This window comes from Streptomyces sp. NBC_00448 (assembly GCF_036014115.1).
GTDB lineage: Bacteria > Actinomycetota > Actinomycetes > Streptomycetales > Streptomycetaceae > Actinacidiphila.
The window spans coordinates 5032874-5050431 of record NZ_CP107913.1 but is presented as its reverse complement, the minus strand read 5'-3'; the positions used below and the strand labels follow the sequence as shown (position 1 = coordinate 5050431).

Annotated in this window: 16 protein-coding genes; 8 read left to right on the top strand and 8 right to left on the bottom strand. The window is 70.4% G+C overall.

Going from position 1 to position 17558, the window contains the following annotated elements; genetic code table 11:
* The first annotated feature begins 135 nt into the window (after positions 1-135).
* The 6 genes from OG370_RS21520 to pknB all read left to right on the top strand — a co-directional run bounded on the left by OG370_RS21520 (position 136) and on the right by pknB (position 8220).
* Positions 136-1047 (top strand): DUF3662 and FHA domain-containing protein, encoded by a 912-nt coding sequence (locus OG370_RS21520; RefSeq protein WP_328466703.1) that lies wholly within the window; start codon positions 136-138, stop codon positions 1045-1047.
* Positions 1048-1057: 10 nt separating this feature from the next.
* On the top strand, positions 1058-1573 hold the full coding sequence (locus tag OG370_RS21515) for an FHA domain-containing protein FhaB/FipA (RefSeq protein ID WP_328466701.1): 516 nt from the start codon (positions 1058-1060) through the stop codon (positions 1571-1573).
* Between the two features lie 57 nt (positions 1574-1630).
* Complete coding sequence (locus OG370_RS21510; RefSeq protein WP_328474295.1) at positions 1631-3169, top strand: Stp1/IreP family PP2C-type Ser/Thr phosphatase; 1539 nt, start codon at positions 1631-1633, stop codon at positions 3167-3169.
* Positions 3170-3206: 37 nt separating this feature from the next.
* On the top strand, positions 3207-4604 hold the full coding sequence (locus tag OG370_RS21505; RefSeq protein ID WP_328466699.1) for an FtsW/RodA/SpoVE family cell cycle protein: 1398 nt from the start codon (positions 3207-3209) through the stop codon (positions 4602-4604).
* The gene (locus OG370_RS21500) at positions 4601-6061 is read left to right on the top strand and encodes a peptidoglycan D,D-transpeptidase FtsI family protein (protein ID WP_328466697.1); all 1461 of its coding nucleotides are present in this window, start codon (positions 4601-4603) and stop codon (positions 6059-6061) included. Before OG370_RS21505 ends, OG370_RS21500 begins: the two co-directional genes overlap by 4 nt.
* Before the next feature lie 173 nt (positions 6062-6234).
* On the top strand, positions 6235-8220 hold the full coding sequence (gene pknB / locus OG370_RS21495; RefSeq protein WP_328466695.1) for a Stk1 family PASTA domain-containing Ser/Thr kinase: 1986 nt from the start codon (positions 6235-6237) through the stop codon (positions 8218-8220).
* A 91-nt stretch (positions 8221-8311) separates the two neighbouring features.
* On the opposite strand, the gene OG370_RS21490 is transcribed toward pknB, so the two are convergent.
* The 5 genes from OG370_RS21490 to OG370_RS21470 form a co-directional block, all read right to left on the bottom strand.
* On the bottom strand, positions 8312-9058 hold the full coding sequence (locus tag OG370_RS21490; protein WP_443060722.1) for a class E sortase: 747 nt from the start codon (positions 9056-9058) through the stop codon (positions 8312-8314).
* On the bottom strand, positions 9051-10442 hold the full coding sequence (locus tag OG370_RS21485; protein ID WP_443060879.1) for a class E sortase: 1392 nt from the start codon (positions 10440-10442) through the stop codon (positions 9051-9053). The genes OG370_RS21490 and OG370_RS21485 overlap by 8 nt, the downstream gene beginning before the upstream one ends.
* Positions 10443-10477: 35 nt before the next feature.
* Complete coding sequence (locus tag OG370_RS21480; protein WP_328466689.1) at positions 10478-11134, bottom strand: aminodeoxychorismate/anthranilate synthase component II; 657 nt, start codon at positions 11132-11134, stop codon at positions 10478-10480.
* Complete coding sequence (locus tag OG370_RS21475; protein ID WP_328466688.1) at positions 11131-11328, bottom strand: hypothetical protein; 198 nt, start codon at positions 11326-11328, stop codon at positions 11131-11133. The genes OG370_RS21480 and OG370_RS21475 overlap by 4 nt, the downstream gene beginning before the upstream one ends.
* A gap of 130 nt (positions 11329-11458) precedes the next feature.
* Positions 11459-12178, bottom strand: a complete 720-nt coding sequence (locus OG370_RS21470; protein ID WP_328474293.1) for a DUF881 domain-containing protein — start codon at positions 12176-12178, stop codon at positions 11459-11461.
* Between the two features lie 205 nt (positions 12179-12383).
* Here OG370_RS21470 and crgA point away from each other — a divergent pair, with 205 nt between their 5' ends.
* Complete coding sequence (crgA, locus tag OG370_RS21465) at positions 12384-12635, top strand: cell division protein CrgA (protein WP_328466687.1); 252 nt, start codon at positions 12384-12386, stop codon at positions 12633-12635.
* A 301-nt stretch (positions 12636-12936) separates the two neighbouring features.
* Here crgA and OG370_RS21460 read toward each other — a convergent pair whose 3' ends face one another.
* Positions 12937-13815, bottom strand: coding sequence for a rhomboid family intramembrane serine protease (locus tag OG370_RS21460; RefSeq protein WP_328466686.1), 879 nt, complete (start codon positions 13813-13815; stop codon positions 12937-12939).
* Positions 13816-13956: 141 nt separating this feature from the next.
* Positions 13957-14490 (bottom strand): peptidylprolyl isomerase, encoded by a 534-nt coding sequence (locus OG370_RS21455; RefSeq protein ID WP_328466684.1) that lies wholly within the window; start codon positions 14488-14490, stop codon positions 13957-13959.
* A gap of 234 nt (positions 14491-14724) precedes the next feature.
* Between OG370_RS21455 and OG370_RS21450 the strand changes: the two genes are divergently transcribed.
* A complete protein-coding gene (locus OG370_RS21450) occupies positions 14725-15537 on the top strand; it encodes a DUF5324 family protein (protein WP_328466682.1) in 813 nt (270 codons plus the stop codon).
* Positions 15538-15736: 199 nt separating this feature from the next.
* Here OG370_RS21450 and OG370_RS21445 read toward each other — a convergent pair whose 3' ends face one another.
* Positions 15737-17350, bottom strand: coding sequence for an MFS transporter (locus OG370_RS21445; protein ID WP_328466680.1), 1614 nt, complete (start codon positions 17348-17350; stop codon positions 15737-15739).
* Positions 17351-17558: the final 208 nt, after the last annotated feature.

Sequence of the window (17558 nt, the reverse complement as noted above, 5' to 3'; positions counted from 1 at the left end):
CGCGGCGCGGTGTGAGGGTTGACACTGACCGCCCGAGCAAGATCGGGGAACCGCCGGTTTTTCCCACGCGTGGATACGATCAGTAAGCAGTATCGGAAACGAGCCGACGGACGACCCGGAGGAGGGAGGTGCCCGGTGGGTGTGCTGAAGCGTTTCGAGCAGCGACTTGAGGGCATGGTAAACGGCACCTTCGCCAAGGTCTTCAAGAGCGAGGTGCAGCCCGTGGAGATCGCGGGTGCGCTGCAGCGTGAGTGCGACAACAACGCGACGATCTGGAACCGCGACCGCACCGTGGTGCCCAACGACTTCATCGTCGAACTGAGCGCCCCCGACTACGAACGGCTGAGCCCGTACGCGGTCCAACTCGGCGACGAGCTCGCCGGGATGGTCAAGGACTACGCCAAGCAGCAGCGCTACACGTTCATGGGCACCATCAAGGTGCACCTGGAGCGGGCCGACGACCTGGACACCGGGCTGTACCGGGTGCGCAGCCGCACCCTGGCCTCCAGCGAGTCCCAGCACGCGCAGGCGCCGCAGGGCCACCAGCCGCCCGCCGGCCGGCCGCAGCCGTCGTACCAGCAGCAGCCCGCCCCGCAGCCGTACCCGCCGAACCAGCAGCGGCCGGCCCGGCCCGCGCCCGACCGGCACGGCCCGCCGCAGCGCCCGGCCGGCCCGCCGCCGATGCCCGCCGCGCCGCCGCCCGGCGGCGCCGCCCCGGTGACCCGGCTGCCCGGCACCGGCGTACCGGCCGGCTCCCCCGCGGCCGCCACCCGGCGCTGGGTGGAGATCAACGGCACCCGCCACCAGATCTCCCGCGCCACCCTCGTGCTCGGCCGTTCCACCGAGGCCGACGTGCGCGTGGACGACCCGGGCGTATCGCGCAAGCACTGCGAAATCCGGGTCGGCACCCCCTCCGTCGTACAGGACCTCGGGTCGACAAACGGCATCGTGGTGGACGGACAGCACACCCAGCGCGCTACGCTCCGCGACGGCTCCCGCATTGTCGTGGGGAGCACCACCATCGTGTACAGGCAAGCCGAAGGGTGAAGCGGGGCCAATGTCAGAGCTGACCCTGACGGTCATGCGGTTGGGTTTCCTCGCCGTGCTGTGGCTGTTCGTCATCGTCGCGGTCCAGGTCATCCGGAGCGACCTGTTCGGGACCCGGGTGACCCAGCGCGGCGCGCGCCGGGCCGACGACCGGTCCCGCCCGCCGCAGCAGCGCCAGCAGCAGGTGCAGCAGCCCCGCCAGCAGCCGCAGAACAACCGCCAGCGACGCGGCGCCCCCACCAAACTGGTGGTCGCCGAGGGTTCGCTGGCCGGCACCACAGTGGCACTCCAGGGCCAGACCATCACCCTGGGCCGAGCGCATGACTCGACGATTGTGCTCGATGACGACTACGCGTCCAGCAGGCATGCCAGGATCTACCCGGACACCGACGGCCAGTGGATCGTCGAGGACCTGGGTTCCACCAACGGCACCTATCTGGACCGTAACCGGTTGACCACGCCCACCCCGGTCCCGCTGGGCGCGCCGATCCGCATCGGCAAGACCGTCATCGAGCTGCGGAAGTAGTCGCACAATGGGGCAGCGAAGCCACGACGCGCGAGCGAGAGGGTGGGCAGCGTGCGGATGTACCCGGAACCGACGGGGGAGGTACGCATGTCATTGAGCCTGCGTTTCGCCGCCGGTTCACACAAGGGCATGATCCGCGAGGGGAACGAGGACTCCGGCTACGCCGGCCCCCGTCTGCTCGCGATCGCCGACGGCATGGGCGGCCAGGCCGCCGGCGAGGTCGCCTCCTCCGAGGTGATCTCCTCCATCGTCACGCTCGACGACGACATCCCCGGCTCGGACATCCTCACCTCCCTCGGCACCGCCGTGCAGCGGGCCAACGACCAGTTGCTGCACATGGTCGAGGAGGACCCGCAGCTGGAGGGCATGGGCACCACGCTCACCGCCCTGCTGTGGACCGGGCAGCGGCTCGGCCTGGTGCATGTCGGCGACTCCCGCGCGTACCTGCTGCGGGACGGCGTCCTCACCCAGATCACCCAGGACCACACCTGGGTGCAGCGGCTGGTGGACGAGGGCCGGATCACCGAGGAAGAGGCCACCACCCACCCGCAGCGCTCGTTGCTGATGCGCGCGCTCGGCAGCGGCGAGCGGGTCGAACCCGACCTGTCCATCCGCGAGGTGCGGGTCGGCGACCGCTACCTGATCTGCTCGGACGGCCTGTCCGGGGTGGTCAGCCATCAGACGATGGAGGACACCCTCGGCGGCTACCAGGCCCCGCACGAGACCGTGCAGGAGCTGATCCAGCTCGCCCTGCGCGGCGGCGGCCCCGACAACATCACCTGCATCGTCGCGGACGTGCTGGACACCGACGACGGCGACACCCAGGCCGCACAGCTCAACGACACCCCGGTGGTGGTCGGCGCGGTCGCCGAACACCAGTCGCAGCCCAACGACCCGCGGCATCTGGACACCCCGGCCGGCCGCGCCTCCGAGCTGGGCCGCGCCCCGCACCAGGCCGGCCCGTCCGGCGCGTTCGGGCCGCCCGGCAGCGGCGACCCGGTGCCCGGCGCCCCGCTCGGCGCCTTCGGCGGCTACGACGAGGCCGACCTCGACAAGCCCGCCGGGCGCAAGTGGCCCAAGCGCAGCCTGATCACCCTGGTGGTGCTGGCCGTGGTGGCCGGCGGCCTGTACGCGGCGTACTCCTGGACCCAGACCCAGTACTACGTGGGCGCCAAGGGCGACCACGTCGCGGTCTACCAGGGCATCGACCAGAAGCTCGTCGGGCTCAGCCTGTCCAAGGTGCACCACGACCGCGCGGACATCCCGCTGAAGTACCTGCCGTCGTACCAGCGCAAGCAGGTGCAGGACACCATCGCCACCAGCAGCCTCGGGCAGGCGAACGACAAGGCAGACGAACTCGCCCAGCAGGCGGGGGTGTGCAAGAAGGTCGCCGACGCCCAGAGCGTGGCCGACAAGGCGAAGAACGCCGCGAAGAACGCGGAGAACTCGGTCGGCTCCGGCGGTGCCGCCGGCAACTCCGAAGGCAAGCAGCAGGGCGGGAAGAAGGTCACCACCACCCCGACCCCCGCTCCCGGTCCGACGCTGACGCCCGACGAGAAGAAGCTGGCCGGGCAGTGCAGCACGGACCAGCAGTAGTGCCGGTACGGAAAGCAGCAGGAAGGTTCGGCTCGTCATGAGCGCCAGCAACACCACGACGATCACGTCGATCGGCGCGCCCAACCGCCGCAACACCGAACTGGCCATGCTGCTCTTCGCAGTGGCGATCCCCGTCTTCGCCTACGCCGACGCCGGGCTCGCCAAGCACGGCTCGGTGCCCGCGAGCCTGGCGGAGTACGGCCTCGGCCTGGGCTGCATCGCGGGCATAGCGCACCTGCTCGTGCGGAAGTTCGCGCCCTACGCCGACCCGCTGATGCTGCCGATCGCGACCCTCCTCAACGGCCTCGGCCTGGTACTCATCTGGCGGCTGGATCAGGAACCCTCCATCACCACCGCCCAACTCGGCGGCCCGATGGCCCCCAAGCAGCTGATGTGGTCGGCGCTGGGAGTGGCGCTCTTCGCCATCGTCCTGGTCTTCCTCAAGGACCACCGCATCCTGCAGCGGTACACCTACATCTCGATGATCGTCGCGCTCGCCCTGCTGATCGCGCCGATCTTCTTCCCGGCGGTCTACGGCGCCCGGATCTGGATCACCATCCCCGGCGTCGGCTCGCTCCAGCCGGGCGAGTTCGCCAAGATCGTGATCGCGGTCTTCTTCGCCGGCTACCTGATGGTCAAGCGCGACGCCCTCGCGCTCGCCTCCCGCCGCTTCATGGGCCTGTACCTGCCGCGCGGCCGCGACCTCGGTCCGATCCTGGTGATCTGGGCGCTCAGCCTGATGATCCTGGTCTTCGAGACCGACCTGGGCACCTCGCTGCTCTTCTTCGGCCTCTTCGTGATCATGCTCTACGTGGCCACCGAGCGGACCAGCTGGATCGTCTTCGGCCTGCTGCTCAGCGCGGGCGGCGCCGTCGTGGTCGGCTCCACCGAGGCGCACGTCAAGGTCCGCGTCCAGGAGTGGCTGCACCCGCTCGCCCTCCAGAACGGCGGCGTCACCGAGACCGCCCAGTCCCGTTACGCCTTCGGCTCCGGCGGCCTGTTCGGCTCCGGCCTCGGCGAGGGCTACAGCCGGCTGATCGGCGGCATCGCCCCGAAGAGCGACTACATCCTCGCCACCGTCGGCGAGGAACTGGGCCTGGCCGGCGTGATGGCCATCCTGCTGCTGTACGGGCTGCTGATCGAGCGCGGCCTGCGCACCGCGCTGGCCGCCCGCGACCCGTTCGGCAAGCTGCTCGCGGTCGGCCTGTCCGGCGGCTTCGCGCTCCAGGTCTTCGTGGTCGCCGGCGGCGTCACCGGGCTCATCCCGCTGACCGGTATGACCATGCCGTTCCTCGCCCAGGGCGGCTCCTCGGTGATCGCCAACTGGGCGCTGGTCGCGCTGCTGCTGAGAATCAGCGACACCGCCCGGCGCCCGGCGCCGAGCCCAGCCCCCTCTCCCGATGCCGAAGCGACCCAGGTGGTGCGCAGCCAGTGAACAAGCCCCTACGACGGGTCGCGGTCTTCTGCGGCCTCCTCGTCCTCGCCCTGCTCGCGCGCGTGAACTACGTGCAGTACGTCCAGGCCGGCCAGCTCTCCAGCGACCCGCACAACCGGCGGGTGGCGATCAACCAGTTCGCCCAGCCGCGCGGCGACATCATCGTGGACGGCAAGGCCATCACCGGGCACACCACGACCACCGGCAGCGACTTCAAGTACAAGCAGACCTTCACCGACGGCCCGATGTGGGCGCCGGTGACCGGGTACGCCTCGCAGGCGTACAGCACCACCATGCTGGAGGGCGTGGAGGACAAGTTCCTCACCGGCGACGACGACCGGCTCTTCTTCAACCGCACCGTCGACCTGCTCACCGGCAAGCAGAAGCAGGGCGGCAACGTGGTGACCACGCTGAACGCCAAGGCGCAGGCCGCCGCGTACAACGGGCTCGGCAAGAAGAAGGGCGCCGTGGTGGCGCTCGACCCGCGCACCGGCGCGATCCTCGCGATGGCCAGCACCCCGTCGTACGACCCCGGCTCCTTCGCTGGCAACTCGCTGACCGACGAGAAGAACTGGAACGCGGTCGGGAAGAAGAACGACCCGGACGACCCGACGCTGAACCGGGCGCTGCGCCAGACCTACCCGCCCGGCTCGACGTTCAAGCTGGTCACCGCGGCCGCGGCGCTGCAGAACGGCGCGGTCAGCGACATCGACAAGGACACGAACTCCCCGGACCCGTACATCCTGCCGGGCACCACCACCCCGCTGCCGAACGAGGGCAACATCCCCTGCAAGAACGCGTCCCTGCGCAAGGCGCTGAAGTACTCGTGCAACAGCGTCTTCGGCAAGCTCGGCGCCAACGTGGGGCTCAAGGACATGGTCGACGAGGCCGAGCAGTTCGGCTTCAACAAGGAGCAGTTCGTCCCGGTCCGCGCGGACGCCAGCAACTTCGACACCGAGATGAGCCCCGACCACGTCGCGCAGTCGTCGATCGGCCAGTTCGACACCACGGCCACCCCGCTGCAGATGGCGATGGTCGCCTCCGCGATCGCGAACAACGGCAAGCTGATGCAGCCGTACGAGGTCGACAAGCTGGTCGCGCCGAACCTGAGCACCATCGCGCAGACCAGCCCCAAGCAGATGAGCCAGCCGCTGTCGGCGGAGAACGCGCAGAAGCTCCAGTCCATGATGGAGACCGTCGTCGACTCGGGTACCGGCACCAACGCCAAGATCTCCGGCGTCAAGGTGGGCGGCAAGACCGGTACCGCGCAGCACGGCATCAACAACGAGGGCACGCCGTACGCCTGGTTCGTCTCCTACGCGATGACCGACCAGGGGTCGCCGGTCGCCGTGGCGGTCGTGGTCGAGGACGCAGCCGCCAACCACGACGACGTCTCCGGTGGCGGCTTCGCCGCCCCGATCGCCAAGGACGTCATGGAAGCGGTGCTCAACAAGTGAGAGACACGTCACGTCCGGATTGGGTCGCAGCCAGATACCGGTCGGATATCAGCGGACCGCTGAGCCGAATGTGCGCGCCGCGCGCCCGGTAGCGTATCCCCGAGCAGGCGTAGGGCACAGGTTCACATGTCGGGTTGAGCTTGGGACAGCGGGATTGAGGAGAGGGCAGAGCTATGGAAGAGCCGCGTCGCCTCGGCGGCCGGTACGAGCTGGGCTCGGTGCTCGGCCGCGGTGGCATGGCCGAGGTGTACCTCGCCCATGACACGCGCCTCGGCCGTACCGTTGCCGTGAAGACGCTACGGGTGGACCTCGCCCGTGATCCGTCCTTCCAGGCCCGGTTCCGCCGTGAGGCCCAGTCGGCCGCTTCTCTGAACCACCCCTCGATCGTCGCCGTGTACGACACCGGCGAGGACTATGTCGACGGGGTCTCCATCCCGTACATCGTGATGGAGTACGTCGACGGCTCCACCCTGCGCGAGCTGCTGCACTCCGGGCGCAAGCTGCTGCCGGAGCGCTCGCTGGAGATGACCGTCGGCATCCTGCAGGCCCTGGAGTACAGCCACCGGGCCGGCATCGTGCACCGCGACATCAAGCCCGCGAACGTGATGCTGACCCGCACCGGCCAGGTCAAGGTCATGGACTTCGGCATCGCCCGCGCGATGGGCGAGTCCGGCATGACCATGACCCAGACCGCCGCGGTGATCGGCACCGCGCAGTACCTCTCGCCCGAGCAGGCCAAGGGCGAGCAGGTCGACGCGCGCTCCGACCTGTACTCGACGGGTTGCCTGCTGTACGAGCTGCTGACCGTCCGGCCGCCGTTCGTCGGCGACTCGCCGGTCGCGGTGGCGTACCAGCACGTGCGCGAGGAGCCGCAGCCGCCGTCGGTGTACGACCCCGAGGTCACCCCGGCGATGGACGCCATCGTGCTGAAGGCGCTGACCAAGGACCCGGACTACCGCTATCAGTCGGCCGACGAGATGCGGGCCGACGTGGAGGCGGCGCTGGACGGCCAGCCGGTCGGCGCCACCGCCATGATGGGCGCGGCCGGCTACGGCTACCCGCACCAGTACGGCGACACGGCGGCCACCACCGCGATGCCGCCGCAGACCGACCCGCAGACCTCGATGCTGCCGCCGGCCCGCGACGACGACGGCGGCTACGGCTACGAGGACCGCCCGGACCGGCGGCGCCAGAAGAAGTCCAGCAACACCTCCACGGTGCTGCTGGTCGTGGCCGCGGTGCTGGTGCTGATCGGCGCGATCTTCCTCGGCAAGTCGCTGTTCGGCGGGCACGCCCAGAGCGGCGGCACCGTGCCGGACTTCACCAACGTCTCGATGACCGACGCCCAGGCCAAGGCGGACAACGTCGGCATCAAGCTGGTCAAGGGCCCGGCGGTCTTCTGCCCGAACGTCGACAAGAACCTGGTCTGCCAGCAGGACCCGAAGGCCGACTCCGAGATCCCGTCGGACAAGACGGTCACCGTCAACCTGTCGAAGGGCTCCGCACCGATCGCGGTGCCGGATGTGACCAACGACAAGTTCGACGACGCGAACACCGAGCTGACCAAGCAGGGCTTCCAGGTCGAGCAGAAGACCCAGACGTCCACCACCGTGGACGCCGGCACCGTCCTCAGCCAGGACCCGAAGGGCGGCACCAAGGTCGCCAAGGGCTCGACGATCACCCTGACCGTCGCGGTGCAGCCGAAGAAGGTCACCCCGACCAACGTCAAGGGCGACACCTACGACCAGGCGGTCAGCGCGCTCAAGACGCAGGGCTTCACGAACATCACCCGGGGCACGGACCAGCCGTCCGACGAGACGCCCCAGGGCAGCGTCATCAGCCAGACACCCGATCCGAACGCGGGCGAGCAGTCGCTGGACACCGCGATCGTGCTGACCGTCTCCTCGGGGCCGCAGCAGAGCCAGCAGCCGCCGGCGACCATGCCGGGCGACCTGACGGGCAAGACCGTCGGTCAGGCCAAGCAGGAACTCCAGGCGCTGAACCTGAACCTGCAGATCACCGCGGTCGACATGACGGGCAACCAGGCCGACGACAACGCCAAGGTCTTCCAGGTCGACCCGGGGGCGGGCACCCAGCTCCAGGAGGGGCAGCCGGTGACCCTCACCGCGGTGGGCGGAGGCAACGGCTTCGGCCACTGAGGACGACGCCGGCCGGCACGGCGAACGACGCAGCAGGGCCCGCAGGCGGGGAAGCCTGCGGGCCCTGCGTCGTGTCCGCGCTAGCGCCGCGTCACTTCAGCTCTGCCGGCGGGGTGCGCTGCGGGTCGACCTTCTGCGTGCGCACCAGCTGGCCCCAGACCACGTAGCGGTAGAGCGAGGTGTAGACGGGCGTGCAGGTGGTGAGCGTGATGTAGCGGCCCGGCTTGGTCTTGCCGGACTCCTTGGGGACCTGGTCGGTCACCGCGACGTTGTACTTCGAGGTCTGGTCGAGGACCTTGTAGACCTTGTAGACGTACCAGGTGTCCTTGGACTCGAAGACGATCGGGTCGCCGTCGTGGATCTTGTCGATGTTGTGGAACTTGGCGCCGTGTCCGTCGCGGTGCGCGGCGACGGTGAAGTTGCCGGTGTTGTCCCAGGGCATCGCGGACGGCGTGGGCTTGGTGTAGTAGCCGGCCACGCCCTCGTTGAGCACGTCGGTGGCGGTGCCCTTCTTCACCAGCACCTCGTAGTGCCTGCCCATCGCCGGCACGTGCAGGAAACCTATGCCGTCCTTGGTGTCCAGGCCGCGCGGGGCGCTGTTGCCGCCGCCGGAGGGGCCCTGGGCCCAGTCCTTGCGGACCTTGTCGCCCGCCTTGCGCGCGTGCCGGTCGGCGATCACGTTCGTCCACCACAGCGAGTAGACGACGAACAGCGCGAGGACCAGCCCGACGGTGATGAGGACCTCGCCGATGACGCTGATGGTGGCCGCGACTCGGCCCCGCCCGGTGCGGTTCTCGGTGGTCACGCTGTTCCGTTCTGTTGTCGCGCCCTCAGCCATTGACGAGCGCGTCGGGCTTGCCCTTGCTGCGCGCACGCTCCTCGGTGAGCTTGCCCCAGACGATCAGCCGGTTGGTGCTGGTGAATTCGGGGGTGCACGTGGTGAGCGTGATGTAGCGGCCCGGCTTGGTGAAGCCGGAACCGGGCGGTACGGGTTCGAGGACGCTGGTGTTGGTGGGCGGGGTGGTCGGCAGCGAACTGGTCACGGTGTAGGTGTAGTACGTGGTGGAGGTCTCGACCACGACCTTGTCACCGGTGACCAGGTGGTTGATGTAGCGGAAGGGCTCGCCGTGGGTGTTGCGGTGGGCGGCGACCGCGAAGTTGCCGGTCTTGTCCCACGGCATCGCGGTGTTCACGGGAGCGCCGTCGTAGTGGCCGATCATGCCCTTGTTGAGCACCTTGGTGGTGCTGACGCCCTGGGCGATCGGGGCCTTGACGTCCAACTTCGGGATGTACATGATCGCGAAGCCCTGGCCGGGGGAGAAGGTGCCCGCCGCCCGGCTGGGATCACCCGAGCCGCTGTCCCACTGGTGCTCCAGGTTGTTCGACGCGCTGTTGGCCTGGGCGTGCGCCCGGACGTTGGTCCACCACAACTGGTAGGTGACGAACAGCAGCATCACGACGCCGAGGCTGATGAACAGCTCGCCGACGATCCGGCTGATCACCACCGCGGGGCTGTCCTTGGCGGCCTTGGCGGCCCGGCGGGCCTCCACCCGGCTCAGCGGCACGGCCGGCTGCTGCTCGGCGTGCTCTGCGGCGGAGCCGGCAGCGGCGCTCGCCGCGGCCGTGGAGGGGCTGTTACGGCCCCGGGCCCGGTGGCCGCCGCCGCGGGCGGCCGCCTTGCGTCTGGCGGCGCGGCCACCGTCCGCTCCGGCCGGCCCGGGACCGGGTGATCCTGGCACCGGCGCGAGGGTGGCCGCGGGACCCGGCTCGTCCGCGTCGGTGAGGAGGGGCATCTGCGCGGTCTCGTCCGGCTCCGGCATGGACAGGGGTTCGGGTGCCGGGGCTGGAGCGTGGGCGGGGGCGGGCGAGCGAATGGGGCCGGGCATCAGGTCCGGAGCGGCCGGTTCCCCGATCGGCGCCGGCTGTGTCGGCGGCGGCATCCGCCCCGCCTGTGTCGGGGGCGCCATCGGCTCCGGCTGCGGCGGCCGTGCCATCTCCTCCGCGCGGAACCAGGGCGAGCCGTGGGACTGCGGAGGTCCTTGCGGCCCCTGCGGCTGCGACTGCGGCGGGCCCTGGTGCTGCGGCGAACCCAGCGGCCCCGGTGAACCCAGCGGCTGCGGTGAACCCTCGACCACCGGAGGGCGGCCGGGCAGCGGGTCGTTGAGCGGGTCCGCGAGCTGTCCGACGGCAACCTCGAACTGCCCGGTGTCCTCGTAGGACATCGAGCCGTCGGAGGCACGCTCCGGCCGGAGCGTGGTCACCTCCCGGCCTTCCCGACGGGTACGCCCGTCCCGACCACCGGGGCCAGTCCGTGCGACCGTTCCACCGCCCCTGGTTCGCCGCATTCGGCGAGCCAGTTGGCGAGCATGCGGTGTCCCCACTCGGTGAGCACCGACTCCGGGTGGAACTGCACGCCCTCGACGGCGGCCTCGCGGTGCCGGAGCCCCATGATGATCCCGTCCTCCGTCCAGGCGGTCACCCGCAACTCGTCGGGCAGCGTGTCCCGTTCGACCGCGAGCGAGTGGTAGCGGGTGGCGGTGAAGGGCGAGGGCAGCCCCGCGAAGACGCCGGAGCCCTCGTGCACCACCGCCGAGGTCTTGCCGTGCAGCAGTTCCGGCGCCCGGCCGACCACTCCGCCGTAGGCCACCGCCATGGACTGCACACCAAGGCAGACGCCGAAGACCGGTACGCCGGTTTCCGCGCAGTGCCGGACCATGTCCACGCACACCCCGGCCTCCTCGGGGGTACCGGGGCCGGGGGAGAGCAGCACCCCGTCGAACCCCTCGTCGGCGTGCGCGAGTTCCACCTCGTCGTTGCGCAGCACCTCGCACTCGGCGCCGAGTTGGTAGAGGTACTGGACCAGGTTGAAGACGAAGGAGTCGTAGTTGTCGACCACGAGAATGCGTGCGCTCATCGGACTGCGGCCACCCCGTGCTGGACTGCGGTCATCCCGTTGTCGACGGTCACGTCGTTGAACGGCAGCAGCGGCTCCGCCCACGGGAACACGTACTGGAAGAGGATGTAGACGACCGCGAGGACCAACAGGAGTGAGATCAACGCCCTCACCCACAGGTTGCCCGGCAGATGCCGCCAGATCCAGCCGTACATGCGGTGCCTTCCTTCTGAGTCCCCGCAACAGGGTAAAGGGAGATCGGCGACCAAGGGGGGTCCATGGGACAAAGCTTCGGCATGGGATCGACCTGTGCGCGCGCCCGTGCGGGCCGGTCGGCGGGGCCGTTCACGGCTGGTCCACAGGCGTCGCATAGCGGAGGTCCACCGATCCGGTGTAGCCGGGCAGCGTGGTCCGGCCGGCCGCCGTCACCTTCCAGCCGAGGCCGTACGCCTGCACGTACTGGAGGTAGTTGCGGATCGCCGGGCTGGCGTCGATCGCCTTGCGCAGCCGGCTCCGGTCGCCGATCGCGGTGATGCGGTAGGGCGGGGAGTACACCCGGCCCTGGAGGATGAGGGTGTTGCCGACGCAGCGGACCGCGCTGGTCGCGATCAGCCGCTGGTCCATGACGCGGATGCCCTGGGCGCCGCCCTGCCACAGCGCGTTGACCACGGCCTGCAGGTCCTGCTGGTGGATGACCAGGTCGTTCGGCTGCGGGTCGGGCACGCCGGGCACCAGCGGGGTGGCGTTCGGCGGGGCGTCGTCGAGCGTGACCTCGAGGGCCGGTCCGGTCAGCGGGGAGGTGCCGGCCGCCTTGCCGAGGGCGTCGATCCGGGCCCGCTCGGCGGGACTGAGCCCGCCGCGCTGCCGGGTCAGCCGGTCCACGTCGGAGCGCACGTCCGCGAGCGACTTGTCCAGCTTCTCGTTCTGCGCGTTCTTCGCCCGGATGTTGTCCGACAGCTTCGGCAGCGGGTCGTCGCTGCGGATGTCGACGCCCTTGGCGGTGTCGAAACTGGTCCAGAAGATCAGTCCGGCCAGCGCGAAGACTCCCGCACTGAGCACGCGCAGCGCTACCGTGCGGGATACAGCGCGAGATGTAGGGGCGGGGGAGGTGCCACCGGCTCCGGTCACCAAATACCCTTCTCCTTACAACCCAAGGGAAGCACTACGCTAACGGACGCCCGGGAGCGGCACCGCCTCCCACCGTCCCTCACCCGCCAGGCTGACCCCACAGACCCGTGCGGTTACGCAGCGCATCGACAGGAGATCCCTCGTGCCGAAGTCACGGATTCGCAAGAAGGCGGACTTCACCCCGCCGCCCTCCAAGGCCACCGCGATAAAGCTCGGCAACCGCGGCTGGGTCGCGCCGCTGATGCTGGCGTTCTTCGTCGTCGGGCTGGCCTGGATCGTCCTGTTCTACGTGACGCGGGGCGACCTCCCGGTGGACGCCCTCGGCAACTGGAACATCGTGGTCGGCTTCGGCTTCATCGCCGGCGGCTTCGTCGTCTCCACGCAGTGGAAGTAGCACGTCGAGGTTGGTCTCGCGCACTTGTCCACACGGTTATCCACAGTGGGGAAAAGGTCAGAAGATCTGTGGATAACCTCTACGGAGTTGACGCCGGTACGACCGGTGGTCGCTGCGGCGGCCACCGGTCTTTCGTTGATCTTGCAGGGAAAACCTGGTCAAACCGGGTCCGGTGACCCTCCGCACAGCGCTTCCCACCAGTTGTGCACAACGCGGTGAGCCGCCCCCGGAGATTCCGTCCCACTGTGGATAACGTCTGATCAACGCCAGGGACACGGGCCGGCTCGACGGTCCTCGACGGTCAGGACGTGACTTGCGCCACAGCCACGCCGATGATGGCGATCGAGGCCAGCAGCACCGCCGCGGTGGACCCCCACTGCACCACTGACCGCCGCTCCCGCGGGGCGTAGAGCATCCCTATGGCCACCAGGGTGCCGGCCACCAGACCGCCGACGTGCGCCTGCCAACTCACCCCGCTCCAGGTGAAGCTGAAGAGGATGTTCAGGCCGAGGAGGATCAGGATCGGCCGCATGTCGTAGCGCGCCCGCCGCATGTAGACGGCGGTCGCGCCGAACAGTCCGAAGATCGCCCCCGAGGCGCCGATGGTGAGCGCGTCCGGCGCGAGCAGCAGCACCGCGGCGCTCGCCCCGAGCGCGGAGACGAAGTACAGCGCGAGGTAGTGCGCCCGGCCGATCCGCTGCTCCAGCGGGGCGCCGATCCACCACAGCGTCAGCATGTTGAAGCCGATGTGCAGCGGGTTGGTGCGCTCGTGCAGGAACGCCGAGGTGATCACCCGGTACCACTGACCGTCGGCGGCGCCGCCGCACACCTGGTGGCCGAACATGTCGTGCCCGCAGACCGCGTACAGCCCGTAGTTCTCCGACACCGTGCCGGCGCCGGACCCGCCGACCGCCAGCTCCACCAGCCACAGCGCGACGTTCACCGCGATGAGGATCTTCGTGATCAGGAACGGGTCGCCCGCGCCGACCCGGCCGCCGGTGACCGTACGGGGCTGGGAGGTTTGGTGGGCGGTCTGGTTGGCCTGGGCCACGCAGTCCGGGCACTGGAACCCGACCGACGCGCTGACCATGCACGCCGGGCAGATCGGCCGCTCGCACCGCGTGCAGCGGATACCGGTCTCCCGGTCCGGGTGCCGATAGCAGCAGACCGGCTGGTCCATGAAGTCCACTCCCCTGACGACACCCGACGACAACTCGCGCGCACCTGTGCCCGCGCCCTGCGCCGGCTGTGCACCCGTACGCCCCGCCCACTAGTACGTGCGGGCGGGGCGCGATGTTCCCCGAAGACTACGGGATCGGCGTCAGGAGGTGCGCCGCTCGATCAGCACCGTCTCCAGGACCACGTCGCTGAGCGGGCGGTTGGTGTGCGGGTTCGTCGGGGTGCCGACGATGCCGTCCACCACCTTCCTGCTGGCGTCGTCGGCGACCTCGCCGAAGATGGTGTGCTTGTGGGTCAGCCAGGTGGTGGGCGCCACGGTGACGAAGAACTGCGAGCCGTTGGTGTTCGGGCCCGCGTTCGCCATCGCCAGCAGGTAGGGCCGGTCGAAGGCCAGGTCGGGGTGGAACTCGTCGGGGAACTCGTAGCCGGGGCCGCCGGTGCCGTCCCCCAGCGGGTCGCCGCCCTGGATCATGAAGCCCGACAGGACGCGGTGGAAGACGGTGCCGTCGTAGAGCTTCCCGTGCGACGGATCACCGGTCCGCGGATCGGTCCACTCCCGGCTGCCCTCGGCGAGCCCGACGAAGTTCGCGACCGTCTTCGGGGCGTGGTTCGGCAGAAGCCGGATCACGATGTCCCCGTGGTTGGTCCGCAAGGTGGCGTAGAGCTGCTCGGCCACGTTCTACCTTCCATGAATCTTCGCTGACAGGGACAAATCCTCGCACGGTCCGTCCGGTGCCGTGGGCCCGATCGCCGTCCCTGCCCCGGGCCACCGCGGCGGTACCACGGGAATCGGGCCGACTGACCCGTATGGCTTGCCGCACATGCCGTACTTCGGGCGGCCGGGCATGATTTCAAACCGGGTGGACAGGCGAAAACCGTACGCCACCGAACCACCGAGGAGGAGGTTCCTGTGACCCGCATCGACAGCGTGCGCCACGCGGCCGACGTGACGAAGGACAGCGTGCGGCACGCCGCGGAGGTGGCGGCACCGTACGCGACCACGGCGAAGGAGAACGCTGTGGTTTACGGCAGGCAGTACGGCAGGCAGGCAGGCGTCTACGGGCGCCAGGCGGGAGCCGTCGCCAGGCAGCAGTACGAGGCCAGGCTCGCCCCCCGGGTCGGCCAGGCCCGTGATCAGGCGTGGGCCGCGGTGCCGCCCAAGGCCGCGAGTGCCGTGGAGACGGCGGCCCGCCGCACGGCGGACGGCGCGAAGGCCGCCACCGAGTACACGGCCCCGAAGGTCGGTACCGCGGTCGCCGCGACCCGTTCCGTGGCCGGGCCGGCCAAGGACGAGGTCGTGCTGCGCGGTGCGGCCGCCCTGCAGGCCCTGCGCGGCCAGGTGTCCGCCACCGACATCGACCGGCTGGTCCGGCGCCGGATGTTCCGCAAGAAGGCCGGGCGGACCGCTCGCGACGTGGTGCTGGTGGCCGTGTGCTGCGGCGCCGCGGTCGCCGCCTGGAGGTGGTGGAACAAGCAGAACAACCCGGAATGGCTGGTCGAGCCGTCCGAGGCCACCGATGTGGCGGACCGGGCGTCGATGAACGGCAGCGCCACCCTCACGGTGGTGGACCCGCTCGACGGCGGCTCCGTGAACGGCTCCTCGGCCGGCTCGGCGTCCACGATCGACCACGTCGACGGCTCCGCCGGGGCCGGCGACCTGGACGACGAGGTACGCGCGAAGCAGGCGGAGGCGGACCGCAAGCGGGAAGAAGGGGACCAGTAGGAACCCGGCAGCCCTGCTCCACACCGCTGGGAACCGCACCGGCCGGCGTCGCCCCGACGCCGGCCGGTGCGGCGTCGGGGGACCGGTGGACGTCGAGGATCTGGTGGACGTCGGGGACCCGGTGGACGTCGGGAGTGGACGCCCGGGCGTGGTGGGCGGCGGGAGTGGACAACTCCGGGCGGCGCGGTGGCCGCTCGGCTCAGGCCGTCGCCGCGTGCCCCGCTTCCGAACCGGCGCCCGACTGCTCCGGCACCATCGGGTCGGCGTCTTCGGCGTGCTGGTCCAGCACGGCGGGGACGCCCTTGAGCATGCGCAGCGCGAACACCGCGCCGACCAGCATCACCGCCGCGGCAGCCAGCATGGTGATGTGCATGCTGTGGGTGAACGCCTGCCGGGCCGCGTCCACGACGTGCTGCCCGGTCGCGCCGGCGAGCTGCCCGCCGGTCTGCACGCCGCCTGCCACGGACTCGCGGGCCGCCGACCTCTGATCGGCGCTCAGCTGCCCCGGCAGCCGCAGGTCGTTGCGGTACAGGGTGGTGAGCACCGAGCCGAGGATCGCGATGCCGAGCGCGCCGCCCAGCTCCATGCCGGTCTCGGAGATCGCCGCGGCCGCACCGACCCTCTTCCTGGACACGCTCGCCAGGATCGTGTCGGAGGTGACGGCGAAGGTGAAGGTGATGCCGAGGCCGTTCACGACGAGGATCGGCAGCAGGTGCCAGTAGTCGGTGTGCGGGGTGACCCGGGCGAGCGCCGCGGTGCTCACGGACATCAGCAGCAGGCCGAGCGCGACCGTACGGGCCCGGCCCACGCGGTGGACCAGCAGCGTGGAGGCGGGCGCCCCGACGGCCGCCGAGAGCGGGCCGGGCAGCAGCGCGAGGCCCGCCATGAGCGGCGACCAGCCGTGCACGACCTGGAAGTAGAGCGAGCAGGCCAGCGAGAGCGTGGACGAGGTGAACAGCGCGACGGTGTTCGAGGCCAGGGCGCCGGAGAACGCGGCGTTGCGGAAGAACTTCAGGTCCAGCAGGGGCTCGGCGAGACGCCTCTGACGGCGCAGGAAGGTGGTCAGGGAGATCACCCCGACCACCGCGCTGATCCACACCGCGGGGTCGTCGACGCCGTTGCGGGCGGCGGTCTTGATCGCGTAGATGATGCCGAGCATCCCGGCGATCGACAGCGGCACGCTGATCCAGTCGAGCCGACCCGGGTGCGGGTTCCTGGACTCCGGCAGGATGACCGTGCCGACCGCCAGCACCAGTGCCATCAGCGGCACGTTGATCAGGAAGACCGAACCCCACCAGAAGTGGTCGAGCAGCAGACCGCCGACGACCGGGCCGAGCGCGAAGCTGGCCGCGCCGACGCCGCTGCTCACGCCGATCGCGGTGGTGCGCTCCTTGGGGTCGGTGAAGGCGTTGCGGACCAGGGACAGCGTGGAGGGCATGATCGTCGCCCCCGCGACGCCGAGCAGCGCGCGGGCGGCGATCAGCGTCCCCGGGCCGTCGGCGTAGGCGGTGAGCGCGGAGGCGGCGCCGAAGCCGGCCACGCCCATCAGCAGCAGCCGCTTGCGGCCGATCCGGTCGCCCAGGCTGCCCGCGAAGATCAGCAGACCGCCGAGGACGAAGCCGTACACGTCGACGATCCACAGCAGTTGCGTGGAGGACGGGTGGAGCTGGTCGGACAGGCTCGGCAGCGCGTAGTTCAGCACGCTGTTGTCGATACCGAGGAGGGCGGCGGCCACGCAGCAGATGGCCAGGACGGCCCAGCGGCGGCCCCCGGCCACGGCACCGGGCGTCGGGGTCGGAGATGTCGTCGTCATGGGGACGAGCGTGGGCGGGGGCGCTGACCGCGAGCTGACCGCGCGCTGACCGGCGGCGCACCGCGCGCTGACAGCGGATGTCCGTGCAGGTCGGGGGCTGTGCGCGCGGGTTCCGCGGAACGCTCTGGGGGGAGGTCGCAGGGGTGGTGCCGAGGCGGTGGGGCGGTGAGCGGCCGACCGGGGCGGGCAGCAGCGGGCAGGAGGGGGG